This is a genomic window from Kitasatospora sp. NPDC056076 (assembly GCF_042266305.1).
Taxonomy (GTDB): domain Bacteria; phylum Actinomycetota; class Actinomycetes; order Streptomycetales; family Streptomycetaceae; genus Kitasatospora.
The window spans coordinates 1-18080 of sequence record NZ_JBHJWG010000030.1 but is presented as its reverse complement, the minus strand read 5'-3'; the positions used below and the strand labels follow the sequence as shown (position 1 = coordinate 18080).

Annotated in this window: 15 protein-coding genes; 9 read left to right on the top strand and 6 right to left on the bottom strand. The window is 73.9% G+C overall.

What is annotated here, in order from left to right; translation table 11 throughout:
- The first annotated feature begins 40 nt into the window (after positions 1 to 40).
- Positions 41 to 1663 (top strand): multicopper oxidase family protein, encoded by a 1623-nt coding sequence (locus tag ACFC1T_RS23810; protein ID WP_375891584.1) that lies wholly within the window; start codon positions 41 to 43, stop codon positions 1661 to 1663.
- Positions 1664 to 1708: 45 nt separating this feature from the next.
- On the opposite strand, the gene ACFC1T_RS23805 is transcribed toward ACFC1T_RS23810, so the two are convergent.
- On the bottom strand, positions 1709 to 3439 hold the full coding sequence (locus ACFC1T_RS23805; protein ID WP_375891583.1) for a methyltransferase: 1731 nt from the start codon (positions 3437 to 3439) through the stop codon (positions 1709 to 1711).
- Positions 3440 to 3491: 52 nt separating this feature from the next.
- Complete coding sequence (locus ACFC1T_RS23800; protein ID WP_375891581.1) at positions 3492 to 4748, bottom strand: 4-hydroxybenzoate 3-monooxygenase; 1257 nt, start codon at positions 4746 to 4748, stop codon at positions 3492 to 3494.
- A 221-nt stretch (positions 4749 to 4969) separates the two neighbouring features.
- On the opposite strand from ACFC1T_RS23800, the gene ACFC1T_RS23795 reads away from it, so the two are divergent.
- The 6 genes from ACFC1T_RS23795 to ACFC1T_RS23770 all read left to right on the top strand — a co-directional run bounded on the left by ACFC1T_RS23795 (position 4970) and on the right by ACFC1T_RS23770 (position 10848).
- The gene (locus tag ACFC1T_RS23795; protein ID WP_375891579.1) at positions 4970 to 5842 is read left to right on the top strand and encodes an SIS domain-containing protein; all 873 of its coding nucleotides are present in this window, start codon (positions 4970 to 4972) and stop codon (positions 5840 to 5842) included.
- A gap of 79 nt (positions 5843 to 5921) precedes the next feature.
- On the top strand, positions 5922 to 6788 hold the full coding sequence (locus ACFC1T_RS23790) for a ketose-bisphosphate aldolase (protein ID WP_375891577.1): 867 nt from the start codon (positions 5922 to 5924) through the stop codon (positions 6786 to 6788).
- 147 nt (positions 6789 to 6935) lie between these two features.
- Positions 6936 to 7694 (top strand): DeoR/GlpR family DNA-binding transcription regulator, encoded by a 759-nt coding sequence (locus ACFC1T_RS23785; protein WP_360234102.1) that lies wholly within the window; start codon positions 6936 to 6938, stop codon positions 7692 to 7694.
- Between the two features lie 275 nt (positions 7695 to 7969).
- The gene (locus ACFC1T_RS23780) at positions 7970 to 9058 is read left to right on the top strand and encodes an N-acetylmuramoyl-L-alanine amidase (RefSeq protein ID WP_375891575.1); all 1089 of its coding nucleotides are present in this window, start codon (positions 7970 to 7972) and stop codon (positions 9056 to 9058) included.
- A 223-nt stretch (positions 9059 to 9281) separates the two neighbouring features.
- Entirely contained in the window at positions 9282 to 10004 is a 723-nt protein-coding gene (locus tag ACFC1T_RS23775) for a peptidoglycan-binding protein (RefSeq protein WP_375891573.1), read from the top strand.
- A 79-nt stretch (positions 10005 to 10083) separates the two neighbouring features.
- Positions 10084 to 10848 (top strand): D-Ala-D-Ala carboxypeptidase family metallohydrolase, encoded by a 765-nt coding sequence (locus tag ACFC1T_RS23770; protein WP_375891571.1) that lies wholly within the window; start codon positions 10084 to 10086, stop codon positions 10846 to 10848.
- A 171-nt stretch (positions 10849 to 11019) separates the two neighbouring features.
- Here the strand turns inward: ACFC1T_RS23770 and ACFC1T_RS23765 are convergent, their stop codons facing one another.
- Positions 11020 to 11568 (bottom strand): helix-turn-helix domain-containing protein, encoded by a 549-nt coding sequence (locus ACFC1T_RS23765; protein ID WP_375891569.1) that lies wholly within the window; start codon positions 11566 to 11568, stop codon positions 11020 to 11022.
- A 375-nt stretch (positions 11569 to 11943) separates the two neighbouring features.
- Between ACFC1T_RS23765 and ACFC1T_RS23760 the strand changes: the two genes are divergently transcribed.
- The gene (locus tag ACFC1T_RS23760; protein ID WP_375891567.1) at positions 11944 to 12990 is read left to right on the top strand and encodes a DUF2690 domain-containing protein; all 1047 of its coding nucleotides are present in this window, start codon (positions 11944 to 11946) and stop codon (positions 12988 to 12990) included.
- 54 nt (positions 12991 to 13044) lie between these two features.
- Here ACFC1T_RS23760 and ACFC1T_RS23755 read toward each other — a convergent pair whose 3' ends face one another.
- From ACFC1T_RS23755 to ACFC1T_RS23745, 3 genes are all read right to left on the bottom strand, one after another.
- Complete coding sequence (locus ACFC1T_RS23755) at positions 13045 to 14001, bottom strand: phosphatidylinositol-specific phospholipase C (protein ID WP_375891565.1); 957 nt, start codon at positions 13999 to 14001, stop codon at positions 13045 to 13047.
- Between the two features lie 97 nt (positions 14002 to 14098).
- A complete protein-coding gene (locus tag ACFC1T_RS23750) occupies positions 14099 to 14842 on the bottom strand; it encodes a class I SAM-dependent methyltransferase (RefSeq protein ID WP_375891563.1) in 744 nt (247 codons plus the stop codon).
- 186 nt (positions 14843 to 15028) lie between these two features.
- On the bottom strand, positions 15029 to 15277 hold the full coding sequence (locus tag ACFC1T_RS23745) for a hypothetical protein (RefSeq protein WP_375891562.1): 249 nt from the start codon (positions 15275 to 15277) through the stop codon (positions 15029 to 15031).
- A gap of 535 nt (positions 15278 to 15812) precedes the next feature.
- Here ACFC1T_RS23745 and ACFC1T_RS23740 point away from each other — a divergent pair.
- The gene (locus ACFC1T_RS23740; RefSeq protein ID WP_375891561.1) at positions 15813 to 18062 is read left to right on the top strand and encodes a hypothetical protein; all 2250 of its coding nucleotides are present in this window, start codon (positions 15813 to 15815) and stop codon (positions 18060 to 18062) included.
- The last annotated feature ends 18 nt before the right edge of the window (positions 18063 to 18080 follow it).

The window sequence follows — 18080 nt, the reverse complement described above, 5'->3', positions numbered from 1 at the left end:
TTCCGGTCCGCCCGGGCTGGTTGACCTAGATTGCCCGACCATGAGCGAAAATGTCGGAATCAGTCGTCGGTCGCTGCTCAAGGCGCTGCCCACCGCGGTCCTGGTGGCCGCGTCCGACGGGATCCTCTCCCGGCGGTACGCGGCGGCCGCCCCCGCGCCGCAGCCGTTCCCCCAGCCCGCCCTGCGCACCGCGCGGCCGGTGCCCGGCCGGGCGGGGGCGGTGCTGGAGCAGACGCTCGACGTGCGCTTCACGGACACCGTCGTCCCCGGCTACGGCACGGTCACCACCCGCACCTACAACGGGACGATCCCCGGCCCCACCCTGCGGCTGCGCGCCGGGGACACCCTGCGGCTGACCCAGGTCAACGGCCTGCCGCCGAACGAGCCCCACGACGGCGACCACAACCGGCCGCACGGCTTCAACAGCTTCAACCTGCACACCCACGGCCTGCACGTCGACCCGACCGGGGAGGCCGACAACGTGCTCCGGGTGTTCGAGCCGCGCACCGCCGAGGAGGTCGAGGCCGGTGCCCCGGAACCGCAGTACGTGACGACGATCGACGTCCCGGCCGGCCACCCGGCCGGCACCTACTGGTACCACCCGCACCTGCACGGGGCCACCTCCGTGCAGATCGTCGGCGGGATGGCCGGGGTCCTCGTCATCGAGGGCGACGTCGACGAGGTCCCCGAGATCGCGCACGCCGCCGACCTGGTGGTCTGCCTCAACGAACTGCGGCTCAAGGACGGCAAGGTCCCCGACTTCACCTCCGGCAACGCGCTGGCCGCCGTCCCGGCCGTCCTGACCGTCAACGGCGCGGTCAACCCCACCGTGACGCTGCGCCCGGGCGAGGTGCAGCGCTGGCGGCTGGTCTGCGCGACGGCCTTCACCGCGCCGGTGCTGCGGCTCACCGGCGGCGGCGGGGACCTCACCCTCCACCAGATCGCCCAGGACGGCGTGACCTTCCCGGCCGTGGTCGCCACCGACGCGGTGCGCCTGACCATGGGCAACCGGGCCGACGTCCTGGTCCGGGCCGACGCCCCCGGCAGCTACGAACTGCGGGCCGACGGGCGGACCGCGCCGCTGATGACGGTCGAGGTGACGGGCGAGGCCCTCGACCCGCCGATGGACCTGCCGACCGTCCTGCCCGCCGGCAAGCCGTTCCTCGACGAGAGTGACATCGCGAACCCGGACGCGGACCGTGAAGTGGTCTTCCACGTCGATCCGGGCGTCTTCCCCGCCCCCTTCCCCAACGCCTACCGGATGCTGGGCAGCCACCCGACCCCCGCCGCCGACCCCGCCGGCGACCCCACCCGGGACCCGGCCTACGGCCTGTTCGACCCCGGCTACGTCAACCACACCCTGGAACTCGACACCGTGGAGCGCTGGACGCTGCGCACCGCCGAGACCAACCCCGCCTTCCACCACCCCTTCCACCTGCACACCAACCACGTCCTGGTCACCCACCGCAACGGCGAGCGGCTGGACCCGCCGGTCTGGCAGGACACCGTCGACCTGGCCGGGGGCAGACCGGGCGACACCGTCACCCTGCTGGTCCGCTACGAGGACTTCACCGGCCGGGCCGTCGCCCACTGCCACCAGCTCCAGCACGAGGACCTCGGCATGATGCAGACCGTCGAGTACGTGGAGCCGCACCAGTTCTGACGTTCCGTCGGGTGCCCCGCCGCCGGGCGGCGGGGCACCCGACGGCTACGCGCCGGTGCGGGCCGGGGCGGGGGCCGGGCCGGTCGGGGCCGGGACGGCGGCCCGGCGGGCGTGCAGGACGGCGGCGCCCAGCGGGAGCGGGCGGTGGTCCAGCAGGTGCAGCCCGGCGTCGGCGAGCAGCCGGCCGTAGTGGTCGGCGCGGCGCTCGCGCCCGCCGGTGTTGGCCATCATGTGCAGGTCCCACGCGGTGGCCAGCGAGGCCGAGCCGTCGGCGGGCAGCAGCCGTTCGACGATCAGCAGGTCGGCGTGGGCGGGCATGGCCCGGGCGCAGTGCCGCAGGATCTCGGCGCAGCGTTCGTCGTCCCAGTCGTGCAGCACCCGGGACAGCACGTAGACGTCGGCGTCGCCGGGGACGTCGGCGAAGTCGCCGGTCACGTAGCCGCAGCGCCCGCCGAGGCCGGCGGCGTCGAGGCGGCGGCGCGCGGCCTCGACGGCGTGCGGGCGTTCCAGCAGGACGCCGCGCAGCCGGGGGTGGGCGGCGAGCAGCCGGCCGAGCAGTTCGCCGTTGCCGCCGGCGATGTCGACGACCGTCCCGGCGGCAGCGCGGGAGCCCGCGGAGGTGACGACCGGGTGGTCCGGGAGCGGGTCGAACATCCGGGCGCTGGCGGCCATCGACAGGTCGAAGAGTTCGGCGAGTTCGGGGTCGCGGGCGAAGTGGTCGAAGTGGTTCTCGCCGAAGAGGTGGTCGAAGGCGGCCTCCCCGGTGCGCACGGTGTGCTCCAGCTCCGCGAAGGACCGGTAGAACGGGCCGCCGTACATCAGGGCCAGCGGCCGCATCGACGCCGGGGCGTCGGCGCGCAGCAGGGCGCCGGTGCCGGTGAGCCGGTAGCCGTCGGGGTGTTCGGCGACGACGCCGAGCATGGCGAGGTAGCGCAGCAGGGTGGCGAGGCTCTGCGGGTCGGCGCCGAGGGCTTCGGCGAGCTGCCGTGGCGCGGTGGCGGTGCGGGTGTCCAGGGCGTCGGGCAGGCCCATCCGGGCGCTGACCGCCAGGGCCTGGGTGGTCCAGGCGCCGGTGAGCTGGTGCAGCAGGGTCTCGGCCGAGCGCTGGGTGGGGTCCTCGCCCAGGTGGTCGGCGAGGACCGTGCGGTGGTCGCCGTGGGCGTGGAGCTCGACCCGCCGGTAGCCGGTACGGGAGCCGGCCGGGGTGGTGAAGTAGAGGACGGTGGAGTCCTCGTGGGGGTTGTAGCCGCCGCCGTCGGGGGCGGCGCCGTGCCGGGTGAGCAGCGCGCACAGCCCGCGCAGTGCCAGCGGGTCGGGGTGGGCGACGTCGAAGGCGAGGTGGGCCTCGTGCTCGTGGGCGCGCTCCTGGTCGGCGAGTTCGGCGAGGTCGGAGCCGGGCGGCACGGTGAGCACGAACACCTCGACGCTGCGTTCCCCGTCGGGGCCGGGCACCGGCGGGCGCAGGATGCTGACGTCGAGCTCGGCCTCGGCGCGTCCGTACCTTCGCGCGAGCCGGCTGCGGACCACCACGCTGGGCTGCGGGGGCGCGTCGGGTTCCAGTCCGCAGGAGGCGAGCCGGGCGCGGAGGGTGGCGTCGTCCGGGGGCAGGACGAGCAGGGCGGCGTGCGAGAAGCGGCAGCGTTCGGCCAGGGCCCGCAGTTCCGGTCCGTCGAGGTCGGGCAGCAGCAGCGGGAGCAGGGTCGCGGTGTCGTGCTCCCTGACGAACTCGGCCGTCGCCCGCAGGCGGGCGGTGTCGTCCGGGGGTGTCGCGGTCATGGGGAGGGAGTTCCTTGGTGCGGGGGCGGGGGCGCCCGGTGGGCAGGGCGGGTCAGATGCCGACGTAGTTCTCGGCGAACCAGTCCTGGTGGGTGCGCGAGGTGCGCAGGGATTCGACGCGGGAGCGCCGCATGGCTTCGTGGAAGAACGATTCCTCTGCCGGGCCGGCTTGGGCACCGACCGCCGGGCCGACTACCGGGCCGCTCCCCGGGCCGACGGGGGAGTGCAGGAGCTGGATCATCCAGTGGGCGAACTCCTGGGCCCGCCATATGTGGGTGAGGCAGCGCGCGGAGTAGCCGTCGAGCGCCCGGGCGTCACCCCGCTGGAGCTCGTCGATCAGCGCCTCGGCGAGCAGTTCCGCCTCCAGGACGGCCAGGTTGGCGCCCTTCGCGGCGGCCGGGGCGGGGAGGCTGGCGGCGTCCCCGGCCAACAGCAGTGAGCCGTACCGGAGTCGGTCGAGCACGTCCGACTCCAGGTGGACGACGGAGCGGTGGAGGATCCGGCCGTGGTGCAGCGGCCCGTGCTCGTCGGCGCGCAGCCGCCGGTCGAGCGCGGTCCGGATCCGGTCCTCCGACCAGGCGTCGGCGGGGGTGCCGGGCGGGCACTGGAGGTAGTAGCGGGTGACGTCGGCGGTGCGGGCCATGTGGCCGGCGAAGCCCTCGGGGTGCATCGCGTAGCCGACGGCGTCCATGCTCGGGGGCGCCTCGGCCAGCAGGGCGAGCCAGGAGACGCCGTGGTCGCGGTGGTACCGGCGGGTGTCGGGGGGCAGCGAGCGGCGGGCCGCGCCGTGGCGGCCGTCGCAGCCGGCCACGTAGCGGGCCCGCCAGCGGCCGGGGCGGCCCTCGGCGTCGCGCACGGTGACGGTGGGGGCGGGGCCGTCGATGCCCTCGACGGCCCGGGCCTCGGTCTCGAAGGCGATCCGGCCGCCCGCCGCCAGGTAGTGCGTCAGGAGGTCGGTGACCAGGTCCTGTTGGGGGTAGACGGTGTGGAGTTCGCGGCGGCCGAGGGCGCCGTAGTCGAGCCGGAAGCTGCCGTCCTCGGTGCGGAACTCGCAGGTGCCGTGCGGTTTCCCGTGGCGGTGCAGGCCGTCGGCGAGGCCGTGGCGGTCCAGGACGCGGACGGTGTTGGCAGCGAGGAACCCGGCCCGGGCCCTGGTCCGGACGTGCTCGGGGTCGGCCCGTTCGAGGACGACGCAGTCGATGCCGGCGGCTCGGAGGAGGTTCCCGAGGGTGAGTCCGGCCGGTCCGGCGCCGAGGATGACGACATCGGCGGTCTGCTGGGCTGTTCGGCCTGTCTGACGTTCAGTCACAGTACGGGGAGCTTAGCCACCGCTGGATACAAGGAAGCGCCGGAATCCCTCGGATCGGTGATAAGGGTGATGATCTTCACCAGTGCTTCGCACCATCGCCGACTCCCGGGCGCCCTGCTCGAAGATGATCGGGACTGCGCACTGTTGCGCAATGATGGAGGTCTCGACTATAAATCGATCATCTTCACGCACGTTCGTGCAGTCTCGCGCAGGAGGACCTGATGGCCCACGTCGACGAAGAGATCGCCAGCCAGCCCGACTGCTGGCAGCGCGCCCTGGAACTGGCCCCGCAACACCTGCCCGAACCCGGTGAGCGGGTCGCCGTCATCGGCTGCGGCACCTCGCTCTACATCGCCCAGGCCTACGCGGCGCTGCGCGAATCCCTCGGACACGGTGAGACCGACGCCTTCGCCGCCTCCGAGTTCCCGCTCGGCCGCCGGTACGACCGGATCGTCGCGCTCACCCGCTCCGGCACCACCACCGAGGTGCTCGACGCCCTCGCCCGGGTGGGCGGCACCGAGACGGTCGCGATCACCGCCGACCCCGGGACCCCGGTCGGCGCCGCCGCCCGCCACCTGGTGGCGCTGGAGTTCGCCGACGAGCGGTCCGTCGTCCAGACCAGGTTCGCCACCACCGCCCTCGTCCTGCTGCGCGCCCACCTCGGCGCCGCACCGGCCGACCTGCCCGCCCAGGCCCGTGCGGCGCTCGCCGAGCCGCTGCCCCGGGGCGCCCTGGAGGCGCGGCAGTTCACCTTCCTCGGCACCGGCTGGAGCTGCGGGGTGGCGAACGAGGCCGCCCTCAAGGTCCGGGAGGCCTCCGCCGCCTGGACCGAGGCCTACCCGGCGATGGAGTACCGGCACGGCCCGATCAGCGTCAGCGGCCCCGAGGGCCTGGTCTGGTTCCTGGACACCCCGCCGGCGGGCCTGGCCGACCAGGCCGGGGCGACCGGCGCCGCGGTCAGCGTGCCCGGGCTCGACCCGCTGGCCGAACTGGTCCGGGTCCAGCGCCTGGCCGTCGGCCTCGCCGTCCGGCGCGGCCTCGACCCCGACCGGCCGCGCCACCTCACCCGCTCGATCGTGCTGGACCAGCCGTGACCGGCCGCCCGGCGGAGCGCCCGCCCGGCCCGGCCACCCGCCCCGCCCGTCCGCTGACGGCACAGCCCCAAGGAGCACCGTGACCCTGGTCGGAACCGGAGAGATCGTCGCGCCCGCGGTGGACGGCGGCCGCGGCGTGGGGGCGTTCAACGTCATCCAGCTGGAACACGCCGAGGCCATCGTCGCCGGGGCCGAGGCCGCCGGGGTGCCGGTGGTGCTGCAACTCAGCCAGAACGCGGTGCGCTACCACGGCGGCCTGGCGCCGATCGGCGCGGCGACGCTCGCGGTGGCCCGGGCCGCCGCCGTGCCGGTGGCCGTCCACCTGGACCACGCGACCGAGCGGCCGCTGGTGACGGAGGCCCTCGCGCTGGGGTTCGGCTCGGTGATGTTCGACGCCTCGGCGCTGCCGTACGAGGAGAACCTGCGCACCACCGCCGAGGTGGCCCGGCAGTGCCAGGAGGCGGGCGTCTGGGTGGAGGCCGAACTCGGCGAGGTCGGCGGCAAGGACGGGGTGCACGCCCCCGGGGCCCGGACGGACCCGGCGCAGGCCGCCGAGTTCGTGGCCCGCACCGGCGTCGACGCGCTGGCCGTGGCCGTCGGCACCTCGCACGCCATGCTCACCCGCACGGCGGCGCTGGACCTCGACCTGATCGCCGCGCTGCGGGCCGCCGTCCCGGTGCCGCTGGTGCTGCACGGCTCCTCCGGGGTCGCGGAGCCCGTCCTCGCGGCGGCGGTCGCCCACGGGATGACGAAGGTCAACATCGCCACCCACCTCAACAAGGCCTTCACCGAAGCGGTCCGCGACCGGCTCGCCGCCGAACCCGCACTGGTGGACACCCGGACGTACCTGGGGGACGGGAGGGCGGCGGTGGCCCGCGAGGTCACCCGGCTGCTCGGCGTGCTGACCGCGCCCCGGGCGGCGGACCGGGCCGCGGTCTCGCCCTGACCGGCCGTCCCGCCGTGAACCGGCGCCCGCCGCCGGGGTGCGCGGTTGGCTGCACTGTCGGCTGCGCGGTTCGCTGCGCGCGGGTGCGCGGAGCTGTCCGCGGGTGCAGTCACCGACCGTCGACCCGGGCTGAACTACACTCCGTCCATGCTCAAAGCTGATCGCGCCGCCAGGATCGTCTCGCACATCGCCGAGGCGGGGAGCGCGGACGTGCGGACGCTCTCCGACCTGCTCGGGGTGTCCGACGCGACCGTGCGCCGGGACCTCCAGGAACTGCAGGACCAGGGGCTGCTCCAGCGCACCCGCGGCGGTGCGGTGACCGGGGCGGTCAACCTGGAGATCCCGCTGCGGCACCGGAGCGACCAGCAGGCGGAGGAGAAGCGCCGGATCGCCCGGGCCGCCGCCGAACTGGTGCCGGACGGCGCCGTGGTCGGCCTGACCGGCGGCACCACCACCACCGAGCTGGCCCGGGTGCTCGCCGAGCGCGGCAACCTCACCGTGGTCACCAACGCGGTGAACATCGCCGCCGAGCTGATCGTCCGCCCCGAGGTCCGCCTGGTCGTGATCGGAGGCCTGGCCCGCTCGGCCAGCTACGAGCTGGTCGGCCCGGCGGCCGAGCGGATGCTCGACCAGTACCACCTGGACCTCGCCTTCATCGGCGTGGACGGGCTGACCGTCCAGCAGGGCTGCACCACCCACGACGAGATGGAGGCCCAGACCGACCGGGCGTTCCTGCGCAGCAGCGCGCACACCGTCGTGCTCGCCGACCGGACCAAGGTCGGCCGGGTCACCTTCGCCTCGATCTGCCCGCTCACCGACGTCCACGACCTGGTGACGGACGCGGGGCTGCCGGACGCCCAGGAGCAGGCGATCGCCGAGAGCGGCGTCCGGGTGCGGCGGGCCTGACGAGCGGGCCTGACGAGCCGGGCCTGACGGGCGGGCCTGCGGCGTCAGGGCACGCCCTGGTCGTCCCGGGACGGTGCTGGGACGCGGGAGGGGACGGCGAAGCGTGGCGGACGGGCGCGCGCCGCTCCTAGCGTGACTGCCGTCCGGTCCGCCGAGGTGCGGACGTGCGGACCCCTGCCGAGTCCGAGGCCACCCCTGCCCCCGTGCCGTCAGCAGGCCCGGGGGCAGGGGTCCTTCCGTCCCCTCCCGCTCCCCGAAGGACCAGGTCGCCCCCTATGAACGCCGTTGACCCGACCTCCGCCCCCGTCGGCCCCGGCCGCCGCACCTTCCTGGCCGGCGCCTTCGCCGTCGGCACCGGCGCCCTGCTGGGCTCCGCCCTGACCACCGGGGCGGCCGCCGCCGCCACCGGCCCGGTGATCGCCGACACCGGCGCCTGGGGCGCCCGCCCGGCGAGCAGCCCGCTCAACGTCGTCCCGGGCGCGCCGGACAAGGTGATCGTCCACCACACCGCCACGCCCAACGTGACGGACTACTCCCAGGCCGCCGCCTTCTCGCTGGCCCGCTCGATGCAGACCTACCAGATGGACAGCGAGCACTGGATCGACACCGGCCAGCACTTCACCGTCAGCCGCGGCGCCTACGTCATGGAGGGCCGCCACAGCAGCCTGGCCACCCTGCGCGGCGGCGGCCAGCACGTCGAGGGCGCCCACTGCACCGCGCAGAACACGGTGGCCATCGGCATCGAGAACGAGGGCACGTACAGCACCGTCGACCCGCGCAGCCAGCAGTACGCCGCGCTGATCGACCTGATCACCTACATCTGCCAGCAGTACGGGCTGCGCGCCTACCAGGTCTACGGGCACCGCGACTTCAACAACACCGAGTGCCCCGGCGACCGGCTCTACGCGCTGATCCCGCAGATCCGCCGGGACGTCGCCGCGCGGATCGGCGGGGACCCGACCGGCCCGGTCTGGCCGGTGCTCGGCAGCGGCGCCTCGGGCGAGAAGGTGCGGACGCTGCAGTACCTGCTGGTGCAGCGCGGCCAGTCGCTGACCGTGGACGGCTCTTACGGGCCCGCGACCCAGGCCGCCGTCACGGCCTTCCAGAACACCACCCACGCCTCGGCCGACGGCGTCGCGGGCAACCAGACCTGGAGCCAGGCCGTGGCGCCGCTGGCCCGCGGCGCCTCGGGCAGCGCGGTGCAGGCCGTGCAGAGCCAGCTGGTCGCGCACGGCATCCAGGTGAGCGTGGACGGCGCGTTCGGCCCGGGCACCCAGACCGGGGTGACGTCCTTCCAGTCCTCCGCCGGGCTGCCGGCCGGCGGCCTGGTGGACGCCCGGACCTGGAGCCGGCTGCTGGCCTGAGCCGGCCACCGGCCTCCCGAGCGCCCGCCGGGGCCGTCCCACGCCCGTCCCACGCCCGTCCCACGCGTCTCCGGGGCCCGTCCCACCGCCTCCGCCCACCGTCCCCGAGCGCACCCGGGACGTCCCTGGTGCCGCCGACTCCTGGAGGGACGGGCGGCCGCCCCCCGAGAGTGGGCCGCACTGCTTGATCGACCGACAGGCACCCGACGGAATGGGATCGACCGTGAAGAAAACCTCGGCCCTGCGCGCACTCGCCGCAGGCGTGCTCGCCGCCGCCGTGCTGGCCCTGCTGCCCGCACAGGCGGCCCAGGCCACCGACAGCACCACCTGGGTCCAGCGCAACCTGGTGGGCATCGGCTACCTCGCGAGCGGCGGCGTCGACGGCAACTACGGCCCGCAGACCACCGCGGCCGTCCGCAGCTTCCAGCACGACAACGGCCTCGACGAGGACGGCGTCTACGGCGGCCGCACCGAACTCGCCCTGCACAACAAGGTCGCCGAGGTCCAGCGGGTGGCCGGCTCGGGCGCCGACGGCGCCTACGGCGACGGCACCACCAGCGCCGTCAGCACCTGGCAGCACTCCCACAACCTGAGCAACGACGGCATCGCCGGCCCGGCCACCATGAACGCGATGGGCGTCGCCCGCACGGTGCAGATCACCGCCCAGTGGAAGTTCCCCGCCCACGGCTGGAGCGTCAGCGGCCAGTTCGGCTGCCTGGACCAGATCTACAACCACGAGAGCGGCTGGAAGGTCTACGCGACCAACCCCTCCTCCGGCGCCTACGGCATCCCGCAGTCGCTGCCCGGCGACAAGATGGCCAGCGCGGGCTCCGACTGGCGGACCAACCCGGCCACCCAGCTCCAGTGGGGCCTGGACTACATCCAGAGCCGCTACGGCTCCCCGTGCAACGCCTGGAGCTTCTGGCAGTCCCACAACTGGTACTGACCGGCCGGCCGGTCCCGACCGGCCACCCGCACCGCCCCGTACGACGTCCTCCCCTGTCGACTCCTCGAAGGAGCACGTGGTGAACAGCTCTTCCCTCAACCGTCGCGCCCTGCTGCGCTACGGCACCGGCGCGGTGGCCGCGGCCGGGCTCGCCGCGGTGGCCAACGTCGGCCTCGCGCGTCCGGCCGCCGCCTACGGCTGGTCCGGCAACCTCGGCCAGGGTTCCTCCGGTTCCGCCGTGACCGAGCTCCAGATCCGGGTCGCGGGCTGGGCGGCGGACTCCGCCTCGCAGACCTGCGTGGCCGTGGACGGCTCCTTCGGGCCCGGCACCGCGGCCGCGGTGCGCCGGTTCCAGGCCGCCTACGGGCTCAGCGCGGACGGCGTGGCCGGCCCGCAGACCTTCGGCGCGCTGAACGCGCTGGAGAAGTCGGACGGTTCCACCGCCCACTTCAACTGGTCCGAGTTCACCAGCCACGACGGCTCGGGCTTCGGCGGCGGCAACGTCGGCGCCGACGAGGTGAAGGAGAACGTCCGCCGCACCATGTACAAGCTGGAGGCGCTGCGGAAGAAGGCGGGCGACCGCGCGGTCACCATCAACTCCGGCTTCCGCAGCACCGCGTACAACGCCTCCGTGGGCGGGGCGGGCAACTCCATGCACACCTACGGGGTGGCGGCCGACACGGCGGTCTCCGGCCTGTCCACGCTGGACGTCTACCGGATCGCCGAGACCTGCGGCTTCTCGGGCCTGGAGACCCACACCGTCTCCTGGCAGCACGTGGACAGCCGGATCGAGCACTCCAACTACGGCTCGGGCTTCTGGTGGTGGCAGGACGGCGTCGCGTAACGGCGGACGCCACGGCCCTGTCCGGGCCACAACGGCGGCGGCACCGCGCCCTCCCCAAGGGCGCGGTGCCGCTCTGTCGTGTGCCGGTGGTGCCGGTGGTTCCGGTGCCTCCGGCGGTGCGTCGAGGTTCCTGTGCTGCCCACAGGGACCAGGGTGGTCGGGCGCGGCCGGTCAGGCCCCGCGCCGCAGGGAGCGCCGTCCGGCGGCCGCCAGGACCCCGCCCGCGCCGACCGCGAGGGAGACCAGGGCCAGCCGCCGCAGCAGGGCGGCCTGCCGCACGTGCGGGCACTCCGGGTGGTCCTCCCCGCCCGGGGCGTCGGCCGACGGTCCGTCGGCCGGCCCGGACGGGGAGGCGGTGCCGCCGGGCCCGGGGGCCCCCGGCGCGGCCGACACGAGGCGTCGGCTCTCCGCGAGGTGCCAGAGCTCCAGCAGGAGCTCCGCATCGCCCCCGCAGACGACCGCGATGCTCTGCACCGCGCCGCGCGGGGGGAACTGCTTCCCGTTCACCCAGCGCTCCCACGAGGACTTCGCGTAGTGGGTGCGTTCGCTGAGCCGGGCGTAGGTGAGGCCCGACCGGTTCTTCAAGGACTGCAGCTCGCCGGCGAGCCGGTCGGCGGGTGAGGCGGCTGCTACCGCTGCTGCGGGTGACGCGAGTGAGGTGAGTGACGCGAGTGACTCAGGTGATGGTGATGTGATCTCGGACGCGTGGTGGCGGCCCATGAGGTTTCCCCGAACTTCCTCTGAGATGACCGTTGTGGTGCATGGATCCGAACTGCACCGGGCGCCCCCCGTCCGTGCTGTCTGCGGCGAAGTCTTTAACCGGACCAGAACCGGTGTTGACTCCTGGGCTACCCGGCGCGGCCAACTCTGCGCGATCGGGCACCGATCTTCGACCGTCTCCGGAGCTTCTGAGACGCTGCGCGTCGTCCCCAGGGTCCTGAGCTGCGGGTTGGGACGCGGATCAGGAAACCCTTGAGACGATCTGCCCGGGTGCGGCGGAAACCGGATGGGAGCGCGAGGCGGGAGAGATTAAGCTGATCATCCGAAAGAGGATCAGTTCGAGTCTGCCGACGACCTGCCAGAGGTGCCCCACACGTGAGTCAGTCCTGGAAACCGCTCCCTGACGATCTTTCGGAACCCGCTCGACGCCTGGTCGAGGAACTGCGCGCCGTCAAGGACGCGCACCGGATCTCGCTCGCCGAGCTCGGTCGGCTGACCTACCTCAGCAAGGCGTCCTGGGAACGCTGGTTGAACGGCAAGCGTCTGATCACCTCTCAGGCCCTCGCCGGCCTGATCGCCGCGCTGGACTGCGACGCCGTGCTGCTCACCTCCCTGCTGCGGCAGGCCGAGGCCGCGCGCGACGCGGAGGCGACGCCCGGCGCCCCGGCCGCCGTGGCCCCGGCCGCCGTTGCCCCGACCGCCGCCGCTGAGCCCGCCGTCGTGCCCGTACCCGTCCCACTGCCTGTCCCACTGCCCGTCCCACTGCCGGTCCCGGTGTCCTTCCCCGTCGCCCGCGTCGCCCTCTGGCGGCGGCCGCAGGCGCTGGTCGCGGTCGCCGCCGTCGCCGTGCTCCTGCTGGTCGCGGGCCTCTACCTGCACGGCCTGAACGGCGATGGCGGCGCCGCGGCCTCCCCCGGGCACGTGCCCGCGCTGATCGAGCCGACCGCCCCGATCGCCCCGCCCGCGGTGAGCACGGGCGCCCTGCCGCCCCAGCTCTGCCAGTCCGTCGGCTGCGCCGGCAAGGACCCGCAGGCCATGGGCTGCGAGGCCGACGACCAGACCGTGCTGACCGGCACCATCGGCAAGGTCGTGCTCTACCTCCACTACAGTGCGCGCTGCCGGGCCGCCTGGGCCGGGATCACCGACGGCTCCCCGGGGGACAGTGCCACCATCTCCACCGGCACCGGGGGGCACGAGACCGCCCTGATCCACTGGGGCTACGACAACTACTCGAAGATGGTGGACGCCGACGCGCCCAACACCGTCCTGCGGGTGTGCGGCCACCAGAAGGACGGCGACGACTGCACCCTGCCCCTGTCCGGCGCCGCCGCCCGCGCGCAGGCCCTGGCCACCACCCCTTCGCCCACCCCCACCCCAACCCCCACTCCCACCCTCGTGCCGACGGTGACGCCCTCCTCCTGACCCTCTTTCCGGTGGACGGGCCGGGGCCCCGGAGACCGGAACGGACACCGGTGCTCAGACGAAGTTCTTGTCGACGAGCATCTGCAGCACGTTCACGTGGAGGTCCGGGAAGTCCATCGGGACGATGCCGAACCGGGCGCGCTGCCGGGTGCGCGCGCTCAGGTACGGGTAAACCGCCCGGTCCATCACGGCCTGCGAGCTGTTCCGGGGCCAGTAGCCGCCCGCGTAACTGAGGAAGTTCACGAACATCCTCGGATTTCCCGGACTGGCGAAGGCCTTGTCGAACTGGGCGACGACGTACCGGCCCTTGTCGCCCAGCGGGTCGGTGCCGCCGGTCTGCCAGACGTCCTGGGTGTCGAACCAGGCGTTCTGGCCGCTGGACCAGTCGATCAGGCCCCAGGGGTTGGCGAAGTCGGCGAGCAGCACCACCTTGCCGCGGGCCGCGCCGAGGGCGGGCCAGCCGTAGAGGTGGAACAGGCCGCGGTAGCCCAGCGCGTCCAGGTAGTGGTCGACCCGCCGCTGGAACTCCTGGTCGTCGAGGGCCTGGCCGCCGGCCCGCTCGTTGCGCAGGCGCATCAGGAGCGTCTCGCCCGGGTGCGCCGCCAGGAAGGCGCGGCACTGGTCGAGCACGTCCTGGAGCCGGATGTGCTGGTAGGCGTCGGAGTGGTAGATCCCGAGTTCGTCGGGCGCCCCCTGGAGGCCGTTGCAGCGGATGTCGAGGAAGCGGATGCCCTCCTGCAACTGCTGGGGGATGCCCCAGTTCTGGGTGTGCGACCACTCGGTGCCGTACCAGGGGTTCTGGCAGCAGGAGTCGTGGGTGCCCGGGACGGTGAGGTCGAGCAGGGAGAGGCTCCCGTCCAGCCGGCCCATCCAGCTGTCCGTGGGCACCCCGCCCGGGGTGGTCGGGCCGCCCGCGGCCAGGGCGGCGGGCGCCCCGAGCAGAGCGCCGACGGCGGCCGCACCGCCCGCCCCCGCGCCCCACCTGAGGAGTTCACGACGTGCGATGCCCATGGCCCGGCTCCCTCCGCCCCGCGCGCGGGTGCGACGACAAGTCCTGACGATCGGTCCGTCCTGACACTCGTCCAACGCCGCCGCGGCGTCAACGGGTTCAGCGCGGCTCGGGCAGCCGGCCGTCCGGGCCGACCGCCAGCCACCAGGCGGGCAGCTCGATCCGTTCGCCCTCGGGGGTGAACTCGGTCAGGGACAGCGGAAGTTCGCCGGTGGCGAGGACGGCGAGGCCGGCCGAGCGGAGCAGCCCGTCGAAGGCCGCGTCGGCCACCTCGGCGGGGGCGAGCCCGTGGGCGAAGACCGGGCGCAGCTTCGGGGGCGGGCCGGCCGGGGACTGGGCGAGCCCCTTGAGCACCTCCTTGGCGGACTCGGCCAGTTCGACCAGGAAGGCCCGGCCGCGCGATCCGAGCAGGGTGGCGACGGCCTCGGCGACCGGCCGGCGGTCGGCCGGCTCGCTCTGGTGGATCACCCCGCGCACGTACACGTTGGCGTCGCCCAGACGCTCGTGCAGGGCCCGGACGGCGGCCGGGTCGGTGGCGTCCAGCTGGGCGAACTCGGCGCGGCCGGACCGGTCCTGGCGCCGGGCGAGCTCGACGGCGGTGCCGGACAGGTCGACGCCGACGGCCCGGGGGAAGTGCTCGGCGAGGAAGCGGGTCTGGCGGCCGTTGCCGCAGCCCAGGTCGACCACCGGCAGGTCGGGGTCGTGCAGGTGGGGCCGGAACAGGGCGAGGTGGCGCTCCGCGGTGAGGGCCGGCTCGGCGTCCCAGATCACCGCGCCGGGCTGCTCGGGCGCCTCGCCCCAGAAGCCCTCCCAGGCGTCCCGGTACCGATTCGTCACGCTCATGGCGGGGGCCTCCGGAGGTCGCGCACGGCGTCGTCACGCACCGTGTCGGTACCGTGTCTACCGGTGCCCGATCCGGAAGGGCAAAATCACCGGCGCGGCCCGCCCGGTACCGGCGTGCGGCGGCCGCCCCGCGCCCCTTCGGTGAGCCCAGGGGAGTGCGGGACGGCCGTCGCGGTGCCGGTGGCCTCAGCGGCCGGGGCGCCAGTCGGCCTCCAGCGCCGCGCTCCCGTCCGCGCGGGTGACGGTGTGCCAGTGGGCGTGCAGTCCGGCGGCGGGGCGGTCGGTCGAGCGCGGCGCGCCCATCGCGCCCAGGACGGGACTGTCCAGGGGGCTGGCGGCCAGCCGCTCCAGCACCTGGGCGAACGCGGCGCGCAGCCCCTGGCCCCGGCGGCGGACGTCGGGCACGACGGATTGGAACGCAGCGACCACGGACATGCGACTCACCTCCGGAAGGACCTGCGGAACGTGCAGGTACGTCCCCCAGCTTGCGCCGGTCCGCCCTCGTGCCCGCGCGGATTGACGCACTGCTGACGCGCCGCTGACGGGCCCCTGACGGCCGCGCCGTTCCGGGGTTCGTACCCGATGGGCGGCGGCCTGCCGGGCCGGGCGCCCGCCGGGCCTCCGCGCGGGCGATGGAATTGACCTGACCGGTATTCCGGCGGCGGCCGGATAAATCCCGGGAGGCGCGCTCGGGCGAGGAATTGTCAGGCGCTCGCCAGAAGTGCGGGATCCGGGGTCGGCGAAGGGCTCCGGAAGGGCGAAGTGGCTGGTCAGAGCCGTGACGCAAGGCCTTCGTCAAATGTCGTCCCAGTGACCGGCATTGATGTGGAGCCGGTTCCTCCGAGGGTTTCGCCAGCAATTCCCCAGACCTTGGCAAACCTTGTTCCCAGGCTGCTGCGCCGGGCCCTTCCGGACCGGCATCATCGGCTGACATGAGTCGATTCACCGCAATACCGCAGGGGGCTCCCGCGTGAGGGCCTTCCGCTTCCTCCCCGTCGTCGCCCTGGCCGTCGCCACCACGGTGATCGGGCTGGCCACCGTCGTCCCGGCCTCCGCCACCAGCTCGCGGGTGGACCTGAACGTCCTGGTGGTCACCGACGGCAACCCCTGGGTCGAGGGCATCCGGCAGCAGTTGGCCGCCGAGGGCGTGCCCACCACCGTCATCGACCTGACCAGCGCCGGCCGGGCCACGATCACCGCGGGCTTCCTCGCCGACACCCTGGCCGACGGCACCCCGCACGGGCACTTCGAGGGCGTGGTGCTGCCCAACGACGCGCCGACCCAGCTCTCCGCGGCCGAACTGAGCACGCTGACCGGGTACGAGCAGACCTACCAGGTCCGCCAGGTGGACGCCTACGTCTGGCCCGGCGCCAACACCGGCCTGGCCGCGCCGACCTGGTCCGGCTCGCTGGACGCCACCACCGCCACCGCGACCGCCGCCGCCCGCGGCGACGCCTTCCACTACCTGAACGGCCCGGTCGCCTTCGAGGGCACCGCCGGCGGCAGCGGATCGTACGGCTACCTGCCGACCCCGCTGCCCGACAACCCGGCCACCGGCTCGCACTTCGAGCCGTACCTGACCGAGACCGTCCCCGGCACCGGCACCCAGGGCACCCTCGCCGGGGTCTACACCTCCGGCGGCCGCCAGCAGTTGGTGCTCACCTTCGCCTACAACTCCTACCAGCAGCAGTTCCGGCTGCTCGCGCACGGCATCGTGGACTGGGTCACCAAGGGCGTGCACCTCGGCTACTGGCGCAACTACTTCTCCGCCCACATCGACGACCTCTTCAACGCCAACTCCCGGTGGAGCCAGAGCGGCGACTGCACCCCGGGCGAGGGCGACTGCGTCGGCAGCGTCCCGGCGACCACGCCGATCCGGATGACACCCGCGGACGTCAGCGCCACCGTCGCCTGGGAGCAGCAGAACGGCTACACCCTGGACTTCCTGTTCAACGGCGGCCCCAGCCTGGACTACGCGGACGCCAACGGCGGCACCGACCCGCTGACCACCGCCCTGCTGGCGAACAAGAACAGCTTCATGTGGCTCGACCACACCTACCAGCACCCGTTCCTGGGCTGCGTGCAGAACTTCACCGTGATCCCGTGGAAGTGCCAGACCGACGCCACCGGCGCGGTCCAGTACGTCGACCAGGCCACCGTCAACAGCCAGATCCAGCAGAACATCCAGTTCGGCCAGGCCAACGGGCTGCCGTTCCGGCCGGGCGAGCTGGTCGCCGGTGAGCACTCCGGCACCGTGATGCTGCCGCAGCAGCCCGCCGACAACCCGAACTTCCTCGCCGCGCTCAGCCAGAACAACATCCAGTGGCTCGGCGTGGACGCCTCCCGGGAGACCGGCCAACGGCAGATCGCCTCGGCGCTCGGCGTGCCCCGGCACCCGGTCAACGTGTTCTACAACGTCTCCACCGAGTCCGACGAGGTGAGCGAGTACAACTGGCTCTACGCCTCGAAGGCCAACGGCGGCAGCGGCAACTGCGAGGCCAACCCGGCCACCACGACCTGCATCACGCCGCTGGACCTGAACCGCGGCTGGGCGGACTACGTGCTGCCGATGCAGACGAGGATCACCCTCGGGTACGTGCTGAGCAACGACCCGCGGCCGTTCTTCATGCACCAGTCGAACCTGACCGACGACCGGCTCGCCCTGCAGACGCTGACGGACATCCTGTCCACGTACCGCGGTTGGTACACGGCCGACACCCCGATGGTCAACCAGACCCTCACCGACGCCGGCACCACCCTCCAGCAGCAGACCGCCTGGCAGCAGACCCGCACCGCGGGCACCGTCAGCGGCTACGTCCAGGGCGGCGTGGTCACCGTCCAGGGCCCGGCGGGCACCGCCGTCCCGGTCACCGTGCCCACCGGCACCACCGTGACCGGCGGCGCCGCCTTCGGCAGCGCCTACGCCGGCGAGCAGTCCGGGTACACCACGCTCGGCACCGCACCGACCGCGCTCACCGTGTCCAGCGCCCTCTTCGGGACCGCCACCGCCGGGGCGAGCCCCAGCGCCGGGCTCGCGCTCGCCTCGTACTCCGTCGGCTCGCCGCACCAGGTGCGCCGCAGCGGCACCGCCGTCACCGTCACCGACCCGTTCGGCACCCATGTGCTGCCCAGGCTCGCGGGCAGGCCCGACGAGGAGCTGCACATCGGCAGCACCCACCACCACCCGTACCAGAGCCCGGTGGCGCCGCCGCGGAAGTGACGCCCCACCCGGTACCGG

Bases quoted from the DNA above. Each gene is read 5' to 3' on its own strand.
- ACFC1T_RS23780 (WP_375891575.1), top strand. From the start codon at position 7,970: ATGAACGCCGTTGACCCGACCTCCGCCCCCGTCGGCCCCGGCCGCCGC.
- ACFC1T_RS23810 (WP_375891584.1), top strand. From the start codon at position 41: ATGAGCGAAAATGTCGGAATCAGTCGTCGGTCGCTGCTCAAGGCGCTG.
- ACFC1T_RS23745 (WP_375891562.1), bottom strand. From the start codon at position 15,277: ATGTCCGTGGTCGCTGCGTTCCAATCCGTCGTGCCCGACGTCCGCCGC.
- ACFC1T_RS23805 (WP_375891583.1), bottom strand. From the start codon at position 3,439: ATGACCGCGACACCCCCGGACGACACCGCCCGCCTGCGGGCGACGGCC.
- ACFC1T_RS23750 (WP_375891563.1), bottom strand. From the start codon at position 14,842: ATGAGCGTGACGAATCGGTACCGGGACGCCTGGGAGGGCTTCTGGGGC.
- ACFC1T_RS23795 (WP_375891579.1), top strand. From the start codon at position 4,970: ATGGCCCACGTCGACGAAGAGATCGCCAGCCAGCCCGACTGCTGGCAG.
- ACFC1T_RS23755 (WP_375891565.1), bottom strand. From the start codon at position 14,001: ATGGGCATCGCACGTCGTGAACTCCTCAGGTGGGGCGCGGGGGCGGGC.
- ACFC1T_RS23765 (WP_375891569.1), bottom strand. From the start codon at position 11,568: ATGGGCCGCCACCACGCGTCCGAGATCACATCACCATCACCTGAGTCA.
- ACFC1T_RS23785 (WP_360234102.1), top strand. From the start codon at position 6,936: ATGCTCAAAGCTGATCGCGCCGCCAGGATCGTCTCGCACATCGCCGAG.